The sequence below is a fragment of the Ruegeria sp. CDSB113 genome, assembly GCF_059611045.1.
Genome location: NZ_JBXWOU010000002.1, coordinates 269,059 through 284,911, shown reverse-complemented (window position 1 = coordinate 284,911; position 15,853 = coordinate 269,059). Strand labels below are relative to the sequence as shown.

Genomic DNA, 15,853 nt, shown 5'->3' with positions numbered 1-15,853 from the left:
CCGGGTGTCTGCAATGCATCTTGATGTGCAGGATTTGAGGAACTTCTACTATCGCAGCACTCTGGGTCGTGCCGCGCAGGCGGCGATCCGTGGGCGACTGATCGAGCAATGGCCCGAGGCCAAGGGGCAAACGGTTGCAGGATTCGGCTTCGCGGTTCCATTGCTGCGTCCTTATCTTGCGGACGCCCGCCGCGTGATCGGTTTGATGCCAGGCCCGCAAGGCGTCATGCCCTGGCCCGCCGGAATGCCCAATGTGTCGGTTCTGACCGAAGAAACCCTGTGGCCGATTGAAACAGGTCATGTCGACAAGCTGATTGTGATGCACGGGCTTGAAACCTCGCAGCGGCCCAGCCAATTGCTGAATGAGTGCTGGCGCGTGTTGGGGCCAGGGGGGCGCGCATTCTTTGTTGTGCCCAATCGGGCTGGTTTGTGGTCTCGGACGGATAAGACCCCGTTTGGCTTTGGCCGACCGTACACAGCCTCGCAGCTGGAAAGTCAGCTCAAGGCGCATCACTTCATCCCGGAAAGCCATTGCTCGGCTCTGTATCTGCCGCCGTCATTCCGCCGTTTCTGGCTGAAGTCGGCGAGCCTGATCGAAAAGACTGGCCAAAGGCTGCCGACAGTCATGGCAGGTGGAGTGCTTATGGTTGAGGTGACAAAACACATCCGACCGCCCAGCGGCAGTGTTGCAAAGGATGCCGAACGTCGTCCGATAAAGGCGCTTGATGGCCTTCTGAAACCAGCCTGAGCAGCCCAGCCATTTTCCCTCTTCAATTCGCAAAAATTGAGGGAAAAAGGACACAGGAATCGCAAAAACCTACACTTTCGTAACATTTTTCGTCTGTTTCAGCCGGATAAAAGGGTCGCACCCTCCTTAAGTAATTGAAATTGAACATTTTGTGGATAAACCTGTTGCCGTGATAATATATTGCTAGCTGGGTTCGGCTCTGCTACATCCCCGGTGATTTTGATCCCCGACCGTCTGGCCGGGGTTTCTTCACGCCCCCGGGGTAGCTGCCGCAACGCGAATTCGGGGCCCAAAATATCGGAAGGGTGGACGTGTCCGAACCAGCTTCGATTTCCACAGGCATTGCCAAGCGCTATGCCACCGCGATCTTTGAGATCGCCAAAGAGAATAATGACCTCGCAGGTCTGGAAACCGGAATCAACGATCTGGCAGCAGCATTGGGCGAAAGCGCCGAACTGCGCGACCTGATCGCATCGCCTCTGGTTTCGCGTGCCGAACAAGAAGGCGCCATTACCGCAATCGCTGACAAAATGGGTCTGCACGCCATCATGCGTAACACGCTGGCTCTGATGGCTCAGAAGCGCCGTCTGTTCGTCGTTCCCGAGTTGGTGCAGGTTCTGCGCGACATGCTTGCGGACGAACGTGGCGAAGTGACCGCTGATGTTGCGTCGACCAAGGCGCTGACCAAGACACAACTGGAAAAACTGTCCAAGACGCTGTCCGAGCGTGTGGGCAAGACCGTGACAATAAATGCGACCGTTGATGAAAGCCTCATTGGCGGTCTTGTCGTTAAAGTGGGCTCGAAGATGATCGATAGCTCGATCCGTTCGAAGCTCAACTCCCTACAGAATGCAATGAAAGAGGTCGGATAAATGGGAATCCAAGCTGCAGAGATTTCTGCAATCCTGAAGGACCAGATCAAGAATTTTGGTCAGGAAGCCGAAGTGGCCGAAATCGGTCGCGTGCTGAGCGTCGGTGACGGGATTGCCCGCGTATACGGTCTGGACAATGTGCAAGCGGGTGAGATGGTCGAATTCCCCGGTGGCATTATGGGCATGGCGCTGAACCTGGAAAGCGACAACGTTGGTGTTGTTATCTTCGGTTCCGACCGTGACATCAAAGAAGGTGACATCGTCAAGCGCACCAACTCGATCGTGGACGTTCCGATTGGTAACGGTCTGCTGGGTCGTGTTGTTGACGGTCTAGGCAACCCGCTGGACGGCAAAGGCCCCATCGAATCCACCGAGCGTGGCGTTGCTGACGTCAAAGCACCGGGCATCATCCCGCGTAAATCGGTTCATGAACCGATGGCAACCGGCCTGAAATCGGTTGACGCGATGATCCCGATTGGTCGTGGCCAGCGTGAGCTGATCATTGGTGACCGTCAGACCGGTAAAACTGCTGTTGCTCTGGACGCCATCCTGAACCAGAAAACCTACAACGATGCAGCAGGCGACGACGAGTCGAAGAAGCTGTACTGCGTTTACGTCGCGATCGGCCAAAAGCGTTCGACCGTTGCGCAGCTGGTGAAGAAACTGGAAGAGTCCGGCGCGATTGACTACTCGATCGTTGTGGCCGCAACCGCGTCCGACCCGGCGCCGATGCAGTTCCTGGCACCCTATGCCGCAACCGCAATGGCCGAATTCTTCCGCGACAATGGCCGCCACGCACTGATCATCTATGATGACCTGTCGAAACAGGCTGTGTCTTATCGTCAGATGTCGCTGCTGCTGCGTCGTCCGCCCGGACGTGAAGCTTATCCTGGCGACGTTTTCTATCTCCACTCCCGCCTGCTGGAGCGTTCGGCGAAGCTGAACGAAGACTTCGGTGCTGGCTCGCTGACCGCTCTGCCGGTTATCGAAACGCAAGGTGGTGACGTTTCGGCGTTTATTCCGACCAACGTGATCTCGATCACCGACGGCCAGATCTTCCTGGAAACCGAACTGTTCTATCAGGGCATCCGTCCTGCTGTGAACACCGGTCTGTCGGTTTCGCGTGTGGGCTCTTCGGCTCAGACCAACTCGATGAAGTCGGTTGCCGGTCCGGTTAAGCTGGAACTGGCTCAGTACCGCGAAATGGCTGCGTTTGCGCAGTTTGGTTCCGACCTTGACGCCGCGACCCAGCAGTTGCTGAACCGTGGTGCGCGTCTGACCGAGCTGATGAAGCAGCCGCAGTACTCGCCGCTGACCAACGCGGAAATCGTCTGCGTCATCTTCGCTGGCACCAACGGTTACCTCGACAAGATCGACGTTTCCGATGTTGGCCGTTACGAAGCTGGCCTGCTGGCGCACCTGCGCGGCAAGCACGCCGACCTGCTTCAGTGGATCACCGACGAAGATCCCAAGATCAAGGGCGACGCTTCCGACAAGATCAAGGCTGCGCTGGACGAATACGCCGCAACCTTCGCTTAAGGGAGAGGCGGGCACATGCCAAATCTTAAGGATCTAAAAAACAGGATCGAGTCGGTCAAATCGACCCGCAAGATCACCAAGGCCATGCAGATGGTCGCGGCTGCAAAACTGCGCCGCGCCCAGGAATCTGCCGAAGCCTCGCGTCCCTATGCTGAACGGTTCAATGCCGTGATGGCTGGGCTGGCGGCATCGGTCGGGGGCAGCGACAGCGCCCCCAAGCTGCTCCGTGGTACGGGCAGTGATGATGTCCATCTGCTGGTTGTACTGACGGCCGAACGCGGTCTCTGCGGCGGCTTCAACTCGAGCATTGCCAAGCTGGCCCGTGTCAAAGCGGAAGAGCTGCGCCTGAAAGGCAAGACGGTTAAGGTTCTGACCGTCGGCAAGAAGGGCCGCGACGCACTTAAGCGTGATCTTGGCGATCTGTTCGTTGGACATGTCGACCTGAGCGAGGTCAAGCGTCTGGGTTACACCAACGCGCAAGACATCGCGAAGGACGTCCTGTCCCGCTTCGACGGGGGTGAGTTCGACGTTGCAACGATCTTCTACTCGAAGTTCGTGAATGTTGTGACCCAAATTCCGACGGCGCAGCAGGTCATCCCTGCTTCGTTTGAAGACACAGAGGGTGACGATAGCGGTGCAGTCTTCGATTACGAGCCCAGCGAAGAGGCCATTCTGGCTGATCTGCTGCCCAAGGGGGTTGCGACTGCGATCTTCTCGGCTCTGCTCGAAAACGGGGCCTCGGAACAGGGTGCACGGATGTCCGCGATGGACAATGCGACACGAAACGCGGGTGAGATGATCGACAAACTGACGATCCAGTACAACCGTTCGCGTCAGGCCGTGATCACCAACGAGCTGATTGAAATTATTTCCGGCGCCGAAGCGCTGTAGAGACAAACCGGAGACGAAACATGGCGAATGCAAAAGGCAAAGTCACACAGATCATCGGGGCCGTCGTCGACGTGCACTTCGAAGATCAGCTGCCTGAAATTCTGAACGCGCTGGAAACCACCAACAACGGCAAAAAGCTGGTTTTGGAGGTTGCACAGCACCTGGGCGAAAACACTGTCCGCACCATCGCGATGGACGCGACCGAAGGTCTGGTTCGCGGCGAAGCCGTAACCGACACCGGCGCACCAATCGCGGTTCCGGTCGGAAACGCGACCTTGGGCCGTATTCTGAACGTTGTGGGTGAGCCCATCGACGAAAAAGGCCCCGTGGAAACCACTGAAACCCGTTCCATCCACCAGGATGCGCCGGATTTCGCGGATCAGGCAACAGAATCCGAAGTTCTGGTCACTGGCATTAAGGTTGTTGACCTGCTGGCCCCTTACGCCAAAGGCGGTAAGATCGGCCTGTTCGGCGGTGCCGGCGTCGGCAAAACCGTTCTGATCATGGAACTGATCAACAACATCGCCAAAGTGCACTCGGGTGTGTCCGTGTTCGCGGGTGTTGGCGAGCGGACCCGTGAAGGTAACGACCTGTACCACGAGATGATTGAATCCGGCGTTATCGTTCCCGATAAACTGGAAGACTCGAAAATCGCACTGGTTTACGGCCAGATGAACGAGCCTCCGGGTGCACGTATGCGGATCGCTTTGTCGGGCCTCACCCTGGCGGAACAGTTCCGTGATTCCACCGGTGCTGACGTTCTGTTCTTCGTCGACAACATCTTCCGCTTTACGCAGGCTGGTTCCGAAGTGTCCGCCCTTTTGGGTCGTATTCCTTCGGCTGTGGGCTATCAGCCGACACTGGCGACCGACATGGGCGCGATGCAGGAACGCATCACCTCGACCAAGTCGGGTTCGATTACATCGGTTCAGGCCGTGTACGTTCCTGCGGATGACTTGACCGACCCTGCGCCGGCCACCTCGTTCGCTCACTTGGATGCGACCACCGTTCTTAACCGCGCGATCTCGGAAAAGGGTATCTACCCGGCCGTTGACCCGCTCGACTCGACCTCGCGTCTGCTCGACCCGGCCATCGTTGGCGAAGAGCACTACAAGGTTGCGACCGACGTTCAGCAGATCCTCCAGCGCTACAAGTCGCTGCAGGACATCATCGCCATCCTCGGCATGGACGAACTGTCGGAAGAGGACAAGCTGACCGTGGCCCGTGCCCGTAAGATCGAACGCTTCATGTCGCAGCCGTTCGACGTGGCACAGGTCTTCACCGGTTCGCCGGGCGTTCAGGTTCCTCTGGATGTCACCATCGCGTCGTTCAAGGCCGTTGTGGCCGGCGAATACGATCACCTGCCCGAGGCAGCCTTCCTGATGGTTGGCGGCATCGAGGACGTGATCGCCAAAGCGGAGAAGATGGCCGCAGAAGCCGCCTAAGGAGCACACCTGATGGCAAACACGATGCAATTCGACCTCGTCAGCCCCGAGCGGAGCCTTGCTTCGCTCAGCGCGACCGCGGTCCAGCTTCCCGGCGCGGACGGGGACATGACGGCAATGCCTGATCATGCCCCCACCATCACCACGCTGCGCCCGGGCATCCTGAAGGTCGAGGCACCCGAAGGGTCCAGTGAATACCTGGTCACCGGCGGGTTTGCTCAGATCAATGGCGATGGCCTGTCGGTTCTGGCCGAAAAGGCCATTCCGGTCGCCGAAGTGACACGGTCGCATCTGGACGATCTGGTCGCCGAGGCGCGTGCTTCGCACGAAGCAGCCAAGGCAGGCGATGATCAGACAATTGTCGATGACGCTGCCAAACTGCTGGCCGACATGGAAGCCCTTGGAACGCATATGAGCCTGTAAGGCTCATCGTATTCCGACAGTCAGAAACGGCCCCGTAAACACGGGGCCGTTTTTTTATCGTGATTTTACAAGTGTGACGGGTTAAGGTCCGGAATTACATAGATAAAGACAAATCAATGAAGACGTTTCGAACCCATCCAATTGGTATTGACCAAGGCGAGGCAGTTATTTTTTCCGAATTCGCCGATGGTGGCGAAATGTGGACGGGCGAAGGACCGCGCCAGCGGCGATCGAGCGTTACGTTCAAGCAACCGTTCCGATCCAATCCAGTGGTTCAGATCGGTGTCTCTTTGTGGGATGTGGATACATCTTCCGCTCTGCGCGCCGAAGTTACGGCCGAAGACATCACGCCAGAGGGCTTTAGCGCCGTTTTCCGCACATGGTCGGATACACGGATCGCCCGGATACGTGTCACATGGACCGCCATCGGAGAGGTGGCCCATGACGATGATTGGAATATCTCTTAACGCGACAGGTCCCCTGTCAGGGGGCCAATGTGAGGTCTCGGGATAGGTAAGGCGGGTTAGTCGTCCGACGCTTCGATCATGTCCACACGAGTTGCGTGGCGGCCACCTTCGAACTCAGTGCCGAGGAAAGCGTCGACGATATCAAGGGCTTGACCTTCGCCCACGACACGCGCGCCAATCGACAGCATGTTGGCGTTGTTGTGCGCGCGGATCATGCGGGCCGAAAAGGCGTCAGAACATACGCCACAGCGAATGCCCGGAACCTTGTTGGCCGCCATCATGATCCCCTGACCAGTACCACATAGGACGATCCCAAGGTGGCAATCACCAGCAGCAACAGCCTGAGCCGCAGCTTTACCGTGTACGGGGTAGTGCGTGCTTTCAAGTGTTTTGGGACCGATATCGACGACTTCCCAGCCTTGCGCTGCGATGTGGTCGGCGACCGCCTGGCGCAACTCGATGGCTGCGTGGTCACTAGAAAGAACAATGCGTTTTGAGGCTGTCACGGGTACGTCCTGCCTTGTTGTGTTGACAAAAAAGGGCGGCTGTTACGCCGCCCAACTCGGTCAGTCCATGTGATACATCGACTCGTAAATCGGTGTCAGAGTTTTGTCCTCGAACAACGAAGACACGCTTGTCCCGTTCCAGATGTTCAGGATCGCCTGAGTGAAAATAGGCGCGGTTGGCACAATGCGGATGTTCTTGGCGTTGGTGATCTCTTTGGTGGGCTGGATCGTGTCGGTCAGCACCAGAGATTTCATTACCGAATTCGTCACACGCTCGACTGCCGGGCCGCTCATGACACCGTGGGTGATGTACGAATGCACCTCTTTCGCGCCGTTATCCAGCAGGACCTGAGCGGCCTTGCACAGCGTACCGGCAGTGTCGCACATGTCGTCGACGATCAGGCAGATCTTGTCTTTGACGTCGCCAATCACTGTCATCTCAGCCACTTCGCCAGCCTTTTCGCGGCGCTTGTCCACGATCGACAAGGGGGCGTTGATGCGCTTGGCAAGCTCGCGCGCGCGAGCGACGCCCCCAACGTCAGGCGATACGACCATAAGCTCGTCCAGATTGTCCTGGAACTGGTGTTTCACATCCAGCGCAAAAATCGGCGATGCATAAAGGTTGTCGACTGGCATGTCGAAGAACCCCTGAATCTGGGCTGCGTGCAAGTCCATTGTCAGGATCCGCTCGATCCCGGCACCGGTCAGCATGTTGGCCACCAGTTTGGCGCTGATCGGCGTCCGCGCCTTGGTGCGGCGGTCCTGACGGGCGTAACCAAAATAGGGGATCACGGCGGTGATACGCTGTGCCGAAGACCGGCGCAGCGCGTCGGCGATGATCAACAACTCCATCAGGTTGTCATTCGCCGGATTCGATGTCGGTTGGACAATGAACATATCCTCACCGCGTACGTTTTCGAACACTTCGACGAAAATCTCGCCGTCATTGAAGCGCTCGACCCGCGCATCGACAAGATTCTGATCGACGCCGCGATACAGGCTCATGCGTCGCGAGATGGATTCGGCAAGAGGAAGGTTGGCGTTCCCAGCGATAAGCTTGGGTTCGTTGAGTGTCGGCATCGGCTGAGGTCCCCGGGCAGCAATGGCAATGTGACAGATTCGTGATGTTGACACCGCTTAGCACGGGTCTAACGTCCAGCAAAGATAACGCAGCGGAGAAAGTGCAGATGACCCAGATTGACTACTATTTTGCGACACTCTCGCCCTATACCTACCTTGCAGGTATGCGGTTGGAAGAGGTGGCGGCGAAACATGGCGCGACGATCAACTACAAACCGCTGGATATTGTCGCTCTGTTTGGGCGTACGGGGGGCACTCCTCCCAAAGACCGCCACATCTCTCGCATCGAATATCGGGCGCAGGAACTACAGCGACAGTCCAAGCAACTTGGTATGGAATTCAATCATCAGCCCGCGCATTGGCCGACCAATGCGGCGCCGTCATCCTATGCGATCATCGCTGCGATCAAGGACGGGTCAGGGGATGTTGGCAAACTTGCGCATTCCTTTGTGCGGGCCTGTTGGGCCGAGGAGAAAGACATCGCGCAGGACGATGTGATCCGCGATTGCCTGACAAAGGCCGGTTTTAATCCGGGGCTGGCGGATAGCGGCCTTCTGGTGGGCGCGGAAACTTATGCCGCCAATCTGGAAGAGGCCGTGGATCGCGGTGTATTTGGCGCGCCGTTTTACATCACCGAAGACGATCAGCGGTTCTGGGGGCAGGACCGGCTGGATGATCTGGATCGCCATTTGTCGGAACTGAAGGGGTGAGGGACACCCCCCTGACAGACAAGATCTTTGTCAGAACGTTGGGGCAGGGCGCGCGCGAGGTGCTCGCCCTGCACTGCACAATCGCGCATTCCGGGGCGTGGTCGGGGCTGGCGACGGCTCTAGAGGGCGAGGCGACATTTACGGGCCCCGACATGCCGTCCCATGGCCGCAGCGCGGATTGGGATGGGCACGGGGATTTCTTTGACCAAGTGACCCAACTGTCGGCCGCGCATCTGACCGAACCGATGGATGTGATCGGGCATTCCTTTGGCGGGATGCTAGCCCTTCGGCTGGCTGTCGAGTTTCCGGACCTGGTCCGCAGTGCGGTCCTGATCGAGCCTGTGTTCTTTGCGGTTGCGATTCAGGACACGCCCGATTTGGTGCGGCAACATGATGAAGAGGCGAAACCTGTCTCTGATGCGCTCGCGGCCGGAAATTTTGAGCAGGCCGCCCGTTTGTTCAACCGGATGTGGGGCGCACAGGACGGCCCACGATGGCCCGAATTGCCAGAGCGGACACGCGCGGGAATGATCCGTGGTATTCACGTTGTGCCCGCCGTTGATGACGCTTTGTTCCTTGATCAGAAGGGGATGCTGAACCCTGGCGTTCTGGACCGCGCATCTATGCCGGTTCTGATCCTGAGCGGGTCTGAGACGCACCCCGTCATGCCCGCGATCGGAGAAGGTCTTGCCCGGCGGCTTCCCAATGCCAGAACGGGCGTTGTTTCGGGTGCTGACCACATGGTCCCAATCACTCACCCGGATCAGACGGCTGCCGTCATTCGAAAGTTTTGGGGTGGTCTATCCTGAATCATGTTGTTGACAGGATGACACCCCTAATCCCTGAAATCACAACAAGCCGATGAACCGGTCGATATCATCTGAGTTGATCGACCAGTCGCAGACCAGTCGGCAGGCCAGGATCTCGTCGTCATCCGCACCGTCCAGCTCTGCGCCCCACAGATGATAAACCGCACCCGCTTGGTGCAACTGCTTGTGACGCGCGCGCGAAAACTGCGCAAAGATCATGTTGGCTTGCGGCTCATGTAGAAAGGTCGCGCCTTTGCCGCGTAGACCATCGGCCAGATGCGCGCAGTTGGCGTTGGCTTGTCGCGCCATCTGCAGCCACAGATCATCGTTCAGATATGCGGCCATCTGGGCGGACAAGTAACGATGCTTGGAGAACAGATGCGCACCTCGCTTGCGCCGCAGTTCGAATTCCCAGGCCTTGGATTCGTCAAAGAAAACTACCGCTTCGACACCCATCAACCCGTTCTTGGTGCCGCCAAAGCTGACCGCATCCACGCCCGCTTTCCACGTCATCTCAGCAGGTGAACAATCGAGCGCGACCAACGCGTTGGTAAACCGGGCACCATCCAGATGAACTGGCAGGTCGTATTCCTTGGCGATACTGCACAGCGCCTGCAACTCGGCCAGTGAGTAAACCGAGCCACGCTCTGTCACCTGCGTGATCGACACGGGCCCACGCTGGGGGCCGTGCACGCCACGTGTTTCTTCGGCCAAAATCGAGCGACGCAGCGCTGCGGACTCCATCTTGTCGCCGCCCGGCACCAGTGTCAGCTTTGCGCCGCTATAGAACTCGGGCGCGTTGCATTCATCTTCATGGATATGCGCGACGGGGGAACAGAAAATGGTTTCCCATGGGTTTGAGAGTGTCGCCAGAGCCAGCGAATTCGCGGCTGTCCCGGTGGCCACCAGATAAACTGCGGCCCCTGGCGCTTCGAAGATTCCGCGAATACGATCGCGCACTTCGTTCATCAGGGTGTCCGCGCCATAGGCCATTTGATAGCCCTGATTGGCTTCGCTCAATGCGGCCATGACCTGTGGGTGAACCGGACCGGAATTGTCAGAGGCGAAATACATCAGCTGGGTTCCTCAATGATATAGTCTTCCCACTCTTCCAAGGGGGTTTCGAATTCGGACACCGTGCGCCCCTGAACTGACATGCCGGCGGCGTGCACGCTGTCCGGTGTACCTGATATTAGGGGATGCCAGTCGTAAAGTGGTTTCCCTTCCCACAGCAGCCGATAGGCGCAGGTTTGGGGCAGCCAATAGGCGTGATCGTCGATGTTGTTGGGTTTCATCACGATACATTCTGGGACGAATTGGTGGCGGATGTCGTATTGCGTGCAGCGGCAGGTCTCATCGTCCAGCAGACGGCAGGCGACGCAGGTCAGGGCGACCTCTCCGGTGTCCTCATCCTCAAGCTTGTTCAGGCAGCATTTGCCGCAGCCGTCGCATAAGGCTTCCCATTCGCGCTGGTTCATCTTGGTCAGCGGTTTGCGTTCCCAGAACCGTGGGCCAAGGCCTTTGCGGTCGATCGGATCGGTGGTCATAGCGCAGCCAGCAGGGTGCGCGCCTTGTCACAATCGGCATCCATCTGCGCGATCAGGGCATCCAGCCCGTCAAACGTCATCTCGGGGCGCAGGTATTCGACCAGGCCGACGGACAGGGTTGAACCATACAGATCGCCCGAGAAATCGAAGAGGAAGGTTTCGATGTTGGGAACCTCTCCGTTGAACATGGGTCGCACGCCAACAGAGGAGGCGCCGTGATAGCTGCCCTGATGAGGTCCGTCGAGCACATCGACCAGCACCGCATAGACGCCGAACTTCGGCGGGTGTAACCCTTCGATGGACATGTTCGCGGTGGGGAACCCAAGCTCGCGTCCGCGTTGTTCGCCGCCAATCACCTCGCCCTCGACCCGGTGCCAATGGCCCAGCATTGCCGCGGCGTCGCGGGGGCGGCCATCGGTCAGCGCGGTGCGGATACCAGTCGAGGATACCACGTCGTCAGACCGTTCCATCAGCGGTGCAATGGTGACGCCAAACCCCATTTCTTGCCCGAACCGGGCCATGTCTTCGGCGGTGCCACTGCGCCCTTTACCGAAGCAGAAATCCGCGCCGACCACGACGTGCGATAGACCAAGTCCCTCGCAGATGACATTGCGGGCAAAGCCTTCGGGCGTCAGACCGGCAAGCGCTGCATTGAACGGCAATTCGTACAGCTTTTGCACACCCAGTTTCTCCAACCGATGCACACGTGCATTCCCTCGCATCAGACGAAAGGGTGGGGCGTCAGGCGCGAAATATTCGCGCGGATGTGGCTCGAACGTCAGCACACCCAATGGTGCGCCGGGGGCCACATTGCAGGCCAACTCAATCACCGACTGATGGCCCACATGCACGCCATCAAAGTTCCCGATTGCCACACTGGCACCGCGGTCTTCTGGCTCGACAAACTGGAAATCACGGATGATCTGCATGCAGCTTGCCTAGCGGGACTGGAGACCGGGTTCAAGCACCTGATTGGTACAAATGCCTGGCAGTGCAGGCAGGGATATCAATCTGCGCCAATACGATTGCTGTTCGAAGGCTGCGCAACAAAAAAGGCGCCGTATCCGGCGCCCTTCGTCAGTGTTGGGGTCCTGTTGCCTTAGTCGAACTTGCGTGATGGGGCCAAAACCATGGCTTCACCCACCAGCACCTTTTTGCCATCGACCGCACAGTGACAATCCAGCTTCACGCGACGCTTGGCAAAGTCGATGTCGATCACCTTGACCTCGGCATAGACCATATCACCGGGGCGCACCGGAGCCAGGAATTTGAGAGACTGCCCCATATAGACCGTGCCGTGGCCCGGCAGCTGCTCGCCGATCACGGCCGAGATCAGACCCGCCGTCAACATGCCGTGGGCGATACGACCTTCGAAGATCGTGTCGCGGGCATAGTCGTCGTCCAGGTGTACCGGATTCCGATCCGTCGAAACCTGCGCGAACATCTCGATATCTTCGTCCGTCACCACTTTGCGCAGGTGGCGGGTCATGCCCATCTCGATGTCTTCAATACAGATCGTGCCGCGCGGAAGATTATCCAACATGTCGCCCTCACTCGAGTTCAAAGGGCAACAAAAAAACGTACGCCGCCCACGTTTGGCAACTTTATTACTTCGCAACTGCAGAAAATCAAGTCTTTTCTGACTACCTCAATCGACCGATTGTGTAGGTTGGATTGATGTTTTCCTTTGCAATATAATCACTTAAGGATTCATGGTGCGGATGATGCTCAGTTTTTGTTTCCGCTGCGGCCAAACCACCCGAGATGAACAGAGAATCAATCCCTTCGCCCATACCGCCCAGAATGTCCGTATGCGGGCCGTCGCCGATCACCAGAATGTCGCCATCAGGGATGTCATGATCCAATTCCTGCAGCCTGCGCCGCGCCAGATCATAGATCGGCGGGTGGGGCTTTCCGAAATACAGGCTCTCGCCGCCCATCTCGGTATACAGCTTCGCCAACGCCCCGGCGCACCATTCGCGTATCTCGCCCCGGTCAACAACGATGTCGGGGTTGGCGCAGAGCAGCTTCATGCCTTTCTGCTTGGCATAGAGGAAATCGGCGCGATTGACCGCCGGATCCGCCATTGGGTCGAACGGCCCGCAGCAGACGATCCCTTCGGCCTCATCCAGCGGGACACGTTCGATGTGGATCGGATGGTGTAGTATTTTCAGCGGCTCAAAGAAACCCGCGTCGCGTTCCCATTCCCCCATGAAATAGACTTTTTCACCAACCGCCCCACGGAACATGGCGGACCGCGCCGAGTCCCCGCTGGTGGCGATGGTGTCATAGGCATTTGCGGGGACATTGAACTGCCCAAGCTGTTCAGCCACGCCAGCACGCGGTTTGGGTGAGTTGGTGACCAGCACAACGATCCCGCCTTGCGCCCGGTAGTTTTGCAAAGCCGCGACCGCGTCGGGATAGGCAGTGATGCCGTTGTGAACGCATCCCCACAGGTCAACGAACAGTGCCTTGTAGCGGCCTGAAATCTCGGAAAGCGTGTGGATGATCTGGGTCATGGGAGCCTCGGGATCTGAAATTCTGAGTTGTGACAGCTATGGCAAAGCTTTCACCTCTTGGCCATCCCGCAATACCAATTGCGGGTCGAACACGGTGTGTCTGATCGTGTCATTCGACGATTTCTTCGACATCGGGTGCTTGTTGGACGTTTTCGGTGCCCAATATGATCTGTGCGCCGATCCTGTTCTGGAAACGCACTACGACCAGATAACCCGGCCCCAGTTCTTTCTGAAGTACGTCGACCAAAGGCGTGTCGCGCAGGGTCTCGGGCAGCAAACCGGCAATCGAGGATACTTTGTAAGCGGCTTCAATCGGAAGGTCCACGATCAGCCAAATATCGGCGTGTTTGCGTTTGGCATTCACGTCCACGCGGATGATCTCGACCGACACCGGATCGGCCCAGTCCCGGATCGTTTGCGCCAATTGCGCCTCGGTTCGGGTCTCGAGGTAACGGTTGTAGGTCGACTTTCCCAGTTGAAGGACAACGAAGGCCAGGAATGCCAGTGTCACCACCACGCTTGCGGTGAAGTTCAGCTTGCGCCGACCCTTGCTAAACACCACCGCCCGCGCCGCATATACGATGTAAACCGCGCAGGCCGACAGAATGATCGCGCCAAGGTTGGTGGCAAACAGCAGGCCAGCCTCATAGGCCTCGGCTGGTTCGTTGAAATACAGCAACACACCCGAAGCAGACAGGGGCGGCACCAGCGAAACACCGATGGCTGCACCGGGAAGCAGGCTGACCTCGGACCGGTTGATCTGAACGTAAGCGGCGGCTACCCCGGCAGCCAGCGCAACGATCAGATCCTCGGTGCCCGGATCCGTTCTGGCCATAACCTGATCGGGGATCAGGATGCCGCGCGGGACGTCTGCGACATAGACAAGAAGCCACGCCAGTAAGACGCTGATCACCGCAGCGGCGCAGACAATCAAAGCCAGTTTGAACGCGCGACCCAGCCACCCCATGACCATCGCCGCAGCAACCCCAAGGATAGGTGTCATCAATGGCGCAACAAGCATTGCGGCAATGACCACCGCACCGGAATCTCGCAGCATGCCCATCGTGGCGATCACCACGGATAAGGTCAGAAGCATGGCAAACCGTCGCCAATAGGCAGATTTGTCCTTGCCTTCAAATCTCAGGATGTCGCGTGTGGTGCTGAACTTGCGGGAACTCATGAACGTCGTCTGACCCAATTCGCTGTCTGGCTTTTGATGTCAGACTACCAACGGATACCGTTCGCGCAAAACATTAGTAGCAAAGAAAAAAGGCGCCCGTGTTGGGCGCCTTTCGGTTGGGATGTTTGTCAGCGTCAAACCTTGAGGTTCGGGATGATCTGCTTTTTGCGGCTCATGATGCCGGGCAGGACCACGGCATCGCCATCCACGCTTGCGCCAAAGCTCTTTTCCGCGACGCCTTTGACCAGATCGTTGGGTACCAGCAGAGTGGCCTCTTCGTTAAGGATATCGACTACGAACATCAAAACCTGATCAACGCCGTCTTCCTTGGCTACGTCAGCCATCGAACCCGCCAGGCTGGCCTTGCGGTCCAGAACGACGCCCGGTGCAGTGGTTTCCAGAACCGAAACGCGGAACTTGGTACCGTCGACCTCATATTCCTTGCTGTCCATGCGGATCAGTTCGGCGTCCGAGAAAGACGATACATCCGATTTGGCCGCGAACATTTCCGCGGCATAGGTCGCGATGTCCAGGCCCAGATCAGCGGCCAGCTTCTCGGCCACTGCGCGGTCATGTGCGGTGGTGGTGGGTGAGCGGAATTCCAGCGTATCCGACAGGATGCAGGTCAACGCCGCGGCTTTGATGGCGTCGGGCATCTTGGCGGCGTCGTCACCGATCAGGTCCATCATGATGGTCGCCGTGCAGGCCAGCGGGCGCACGGTGATGTCGATGGGGCCTTTGGTTTCCAGTCCACCAACCAGCTTGTGGTGGTCGATGATCGCGCGAATGTCGGCGCTGTTTACGCTGGCTGGCAGCTCGGCGGGGTTGTTGGTGTCCACGATGACTACCGGTGCGCCCTCGGCCACGTCCTCGATGATGCGCGGCTTTGGCAGGTCCCAGCGCTGCAGCAGGAATGCCGCTTCGGTGTTGGGTTCGCCCAGCAAAACCGGCTCAGCCTGTTCGCCTTTGATTTCGTTCAGGTACCATGACCACAGGATAGGTGAACCTGTGGAGTCGGTGTCGGGGGATTTATGTCCAAATACGAGCGTTGTCATGTCAGCGTCCTGAGGGTGATCATTTTGCGCGCCTTATAGGGCGGTCCGCCGGGGTTGTCACC

At 58.1% G+C, this 15,853-nt stretch carries 18 protein-coding genes; 9 read left to right on the top strand and 9 right to left on the bottom strand.

The window, feature by feature from the left end:
- Positions 1–13 precede the first annotated feature (13 nt).
- The 7 genes from AC2FIS_RS05875 (at position 14) to AC2FIS_RS05845 (ending at position 6,385) form a co-directional block, all read left to right on the top strand.
- A complete protein-coding gene (locus tag AC2FIS_RS05875) occupies positions 14–748 on the top strand; it encodes a class I SAM-dependent methyltransferase (protein WP_109313357.1) in 735 nt (244 codons plus the stop codon).
- A 311-nt stretch (positions 749–1,059) separates the two neighbouring features.
- Positions 1,060–1,620: a F0F1 ATP synthase subunit delta gene (locus tag AC2FIS_RS05870; protein ID WP_496772328.1), complete on the top strand. Its 561-nt coding sequence runs from the start codon at positions 1,060–1,062 to the stop codon at positions 1,618–1,620.
- Entirely contained in the window at positions 1,621–3,159 is a 1,539-nt protein-coding gene (gene atpA / locus AC2FIS_RS05865; RefSeq protein ID WP_058275507.1) for a F0F1 ATP synthase subunit alpha, read from the top strand.
- Positions 3,160–3,174: 15 nt separating this feature from the next.
- Positions 3,175–4,050: a F0F1 ATP synthase subunit gamma gene (locus tag AC2FIS_RS05860; RefSeq protein ID WP_496772327.1), complete on the top strand. Its 876-nt coding sequence runs from the start codon at positions 3,175–3,177 to the stop codon at positions 4,048–4,050.
- A 20-nt stretch (positions 4,051–4,070) separates the two neighbouring features.
- On the top strand, positions 4,071–5,495 hold the full coding sequence (gene atpD, locus AC2FIS_RS05855; RefSeq protein ID WP_496772326.1) for a F0F1 ATP synthase subunit beta: 1,425 nt from the start codon (positions 4,071–4,073) through the stop codon (positions 5,493–5,495).
- 12 nt (positions 5,496–5,507) lie between these two features.
- Positions 5,508–5,918: a F0F1 ATP synthase subunit epsilon gene (locus AC2FIS_RS05850; RefSeq protein ID WP_058276005.1), complete on the top strand. Its 411-nt coding sequence runs from the start codon at positions 5,508–5,510 to the stop codon at positions 5,916–5,918.
- 116 nt (positions 5,919–6,034) lie between these two features.
- Positions 6,035–6,385, top strand: coding sequence for an H-type lectin domain-containing protein (locus AC2FIS_RS05845; protein ID WP_113789831.1), 351 nt, complete (start codon positions 6,035–6,037; stop codon positions 6,383–6,385).
- A 56-nt stretch (positions 6,386–6,441) separates the two neighbouring features.
- Here the strand turns inward: AC2FIS_RS05845 and rpiB are convergent, their stop codons facing one another.
- Both rpiB and AC2FIS_RS05835 read right to left on the bottom strand, forming a co-directional pair.
- Positions 6,442–6,891, bottom strand: a complete 450-nt coding sequence (gene rpiB / locus AC2FIS_RS05840; protein ID WP_496704819.1) for a ribose 5-phosphate isomerase B — start codon at positions 6,889–6,891, stop codon at positions 6,442–6,444.
- A 60-nt stretch (positions 6,892–6,951) separates the two neighbouring features.
- Positions 6,952–7,971, bottom strand: coding sequence for a ribose-phosphate pyrophosphokinase (locus tag AC2FIS_RS05835; protein ID WP_058275513.1), 1,020 nt, complete (start codon positions 7,969–7,971; stop codon positions 6,952–6,954).
- A gap of 107 nt (positions 7,972–8,078) precedes the next feature.
- Here AC2FIS_RS05835 and AC2FIS_RS05830 point away from each other — a divergent pair, with 107 nt between their 5' ends.
- Both AC2FIS_RS05830 and AC2FIS_RS05825 read left to right on the top strand, forming a co-directional pair.
- On the top strand, positions 8,079–8,681 hold the full coding sequence (locus AC2FIS_RS05830) for a 2-hydroxychromene-2-carboxylate isomerase (protein WP_496772325.1): 603 nt from the start codon (positions 8,079–8,081) through the stop codon (positions 8,679–8,681).
- Entirely contained in the window at positions 8,678–9,490 is an 813-nt protein-coding gene (locus tag AC2FIS_RS05825; protein WP_496772324.1) for an alpha/beta fold hydrolase, read from the top strand. Before AC2FIS_RS05830 ends, AC2FIS_RS05825 begins: the two co-directional genes overlap by 4 nt.
- A gap of 39 nt (positions 9,491–9,529) precedes the next feature.
- Here the strand turns inward: AC2FIS_RS05825 and AC2FIS_RS05820 are convergent, their stop codons facing one another.
- The 7 genes from AC2FIS_RS05820 to AC2FIS_RS05790 form a co-directional block, all read right to left on the bottom strand.
- Positions 9,530–10,564: a threonine aldolase family protein gene (locus AC2FIS_RS05820; RefSeq protein WP_496772323.1), complete on the bottom strand. Its 1,035-nt coding sequence runs from the start codon at positions 10,562–10,564 to the stop codon at positions 9,530–9,532.
- A complete protein-coding gene (locus AC2FIS_RS05815) occupies positions 10,564–11,037 on the bottom strand; it encodes a YcgN family cysteine cluster protein (RefSeq protein ID WP_282151787.1) in 474 nt (157 codons plus the stop codon). The genes AC2FIS_RS05820 and AC2FIS_RS05815 overlap by 1 nt, the downstream gene beginning before the upstream one ends.
- Positions 11,034–11,966 (bottom strand): bifunctional riboflavin kinase/FAD synthetase, encoded by a 933-nt coding sequence (locus tag AC2FIS_RS05810; RefSeq protein WP_496772322.1) that lies wholly within the window; start codon positions 11,964–11,966, stop codon positions 11,034–11,036. The genes AC2FIS_RS05815 and AC2FIS_RS05810 overlap by 4 nt, the downstream gene beginning before the upstream one ends.
- Before the next feature lie 170 nt (positions 11,967–12,136).
- Entirely contained in the window at positions 12,137–12,580 is a 444-nt protein-coding gene (locus AC2FIS_RS05805; protein WP_058275996.1) for a MaoC family dehydratase, read from the bottom strand.
- A 100-nt stretch (positions 12,581–12,680) separates the two neighbouring features.
- Complete coding sequence (locus AC2FIS_RS05800; protein ID WP_496772321.1) at positions 12,681–13,556, bottom strand: TIGR01459 family HAD-type hydrolase; 876 nt, start codon at positions 13,554–13,556, stop codon at positions 12,681–12,683.
- Positions 13,557–13,665: 109 nt separating this feature from the next.
- Positions 13,666–14,736, bottom strand: coding sequence for a DUF389 domain-containing protein (locus tag AC2FIS_RS05795; protein ID WP_496772320.1), 1,071 nt, complete (start codon positions 14,734–14,736; stop codon positions 13,666–13,668).
- Between the two features lie 134 nt (positions 14,737–14,870).
- A complete protein-coding gene (locus tag AC2FIS_RS05790; protein WP_496772319.1) occupies positions 14,871–15,791 on the bottom strand; it encodes a manganese-dependent inorganic pyrophosphatase in 921 nt (306 codons plus the stop codon).
- Between the last annotated feature and the right edge of the window lie 62 nt (positions 15,792–15,853).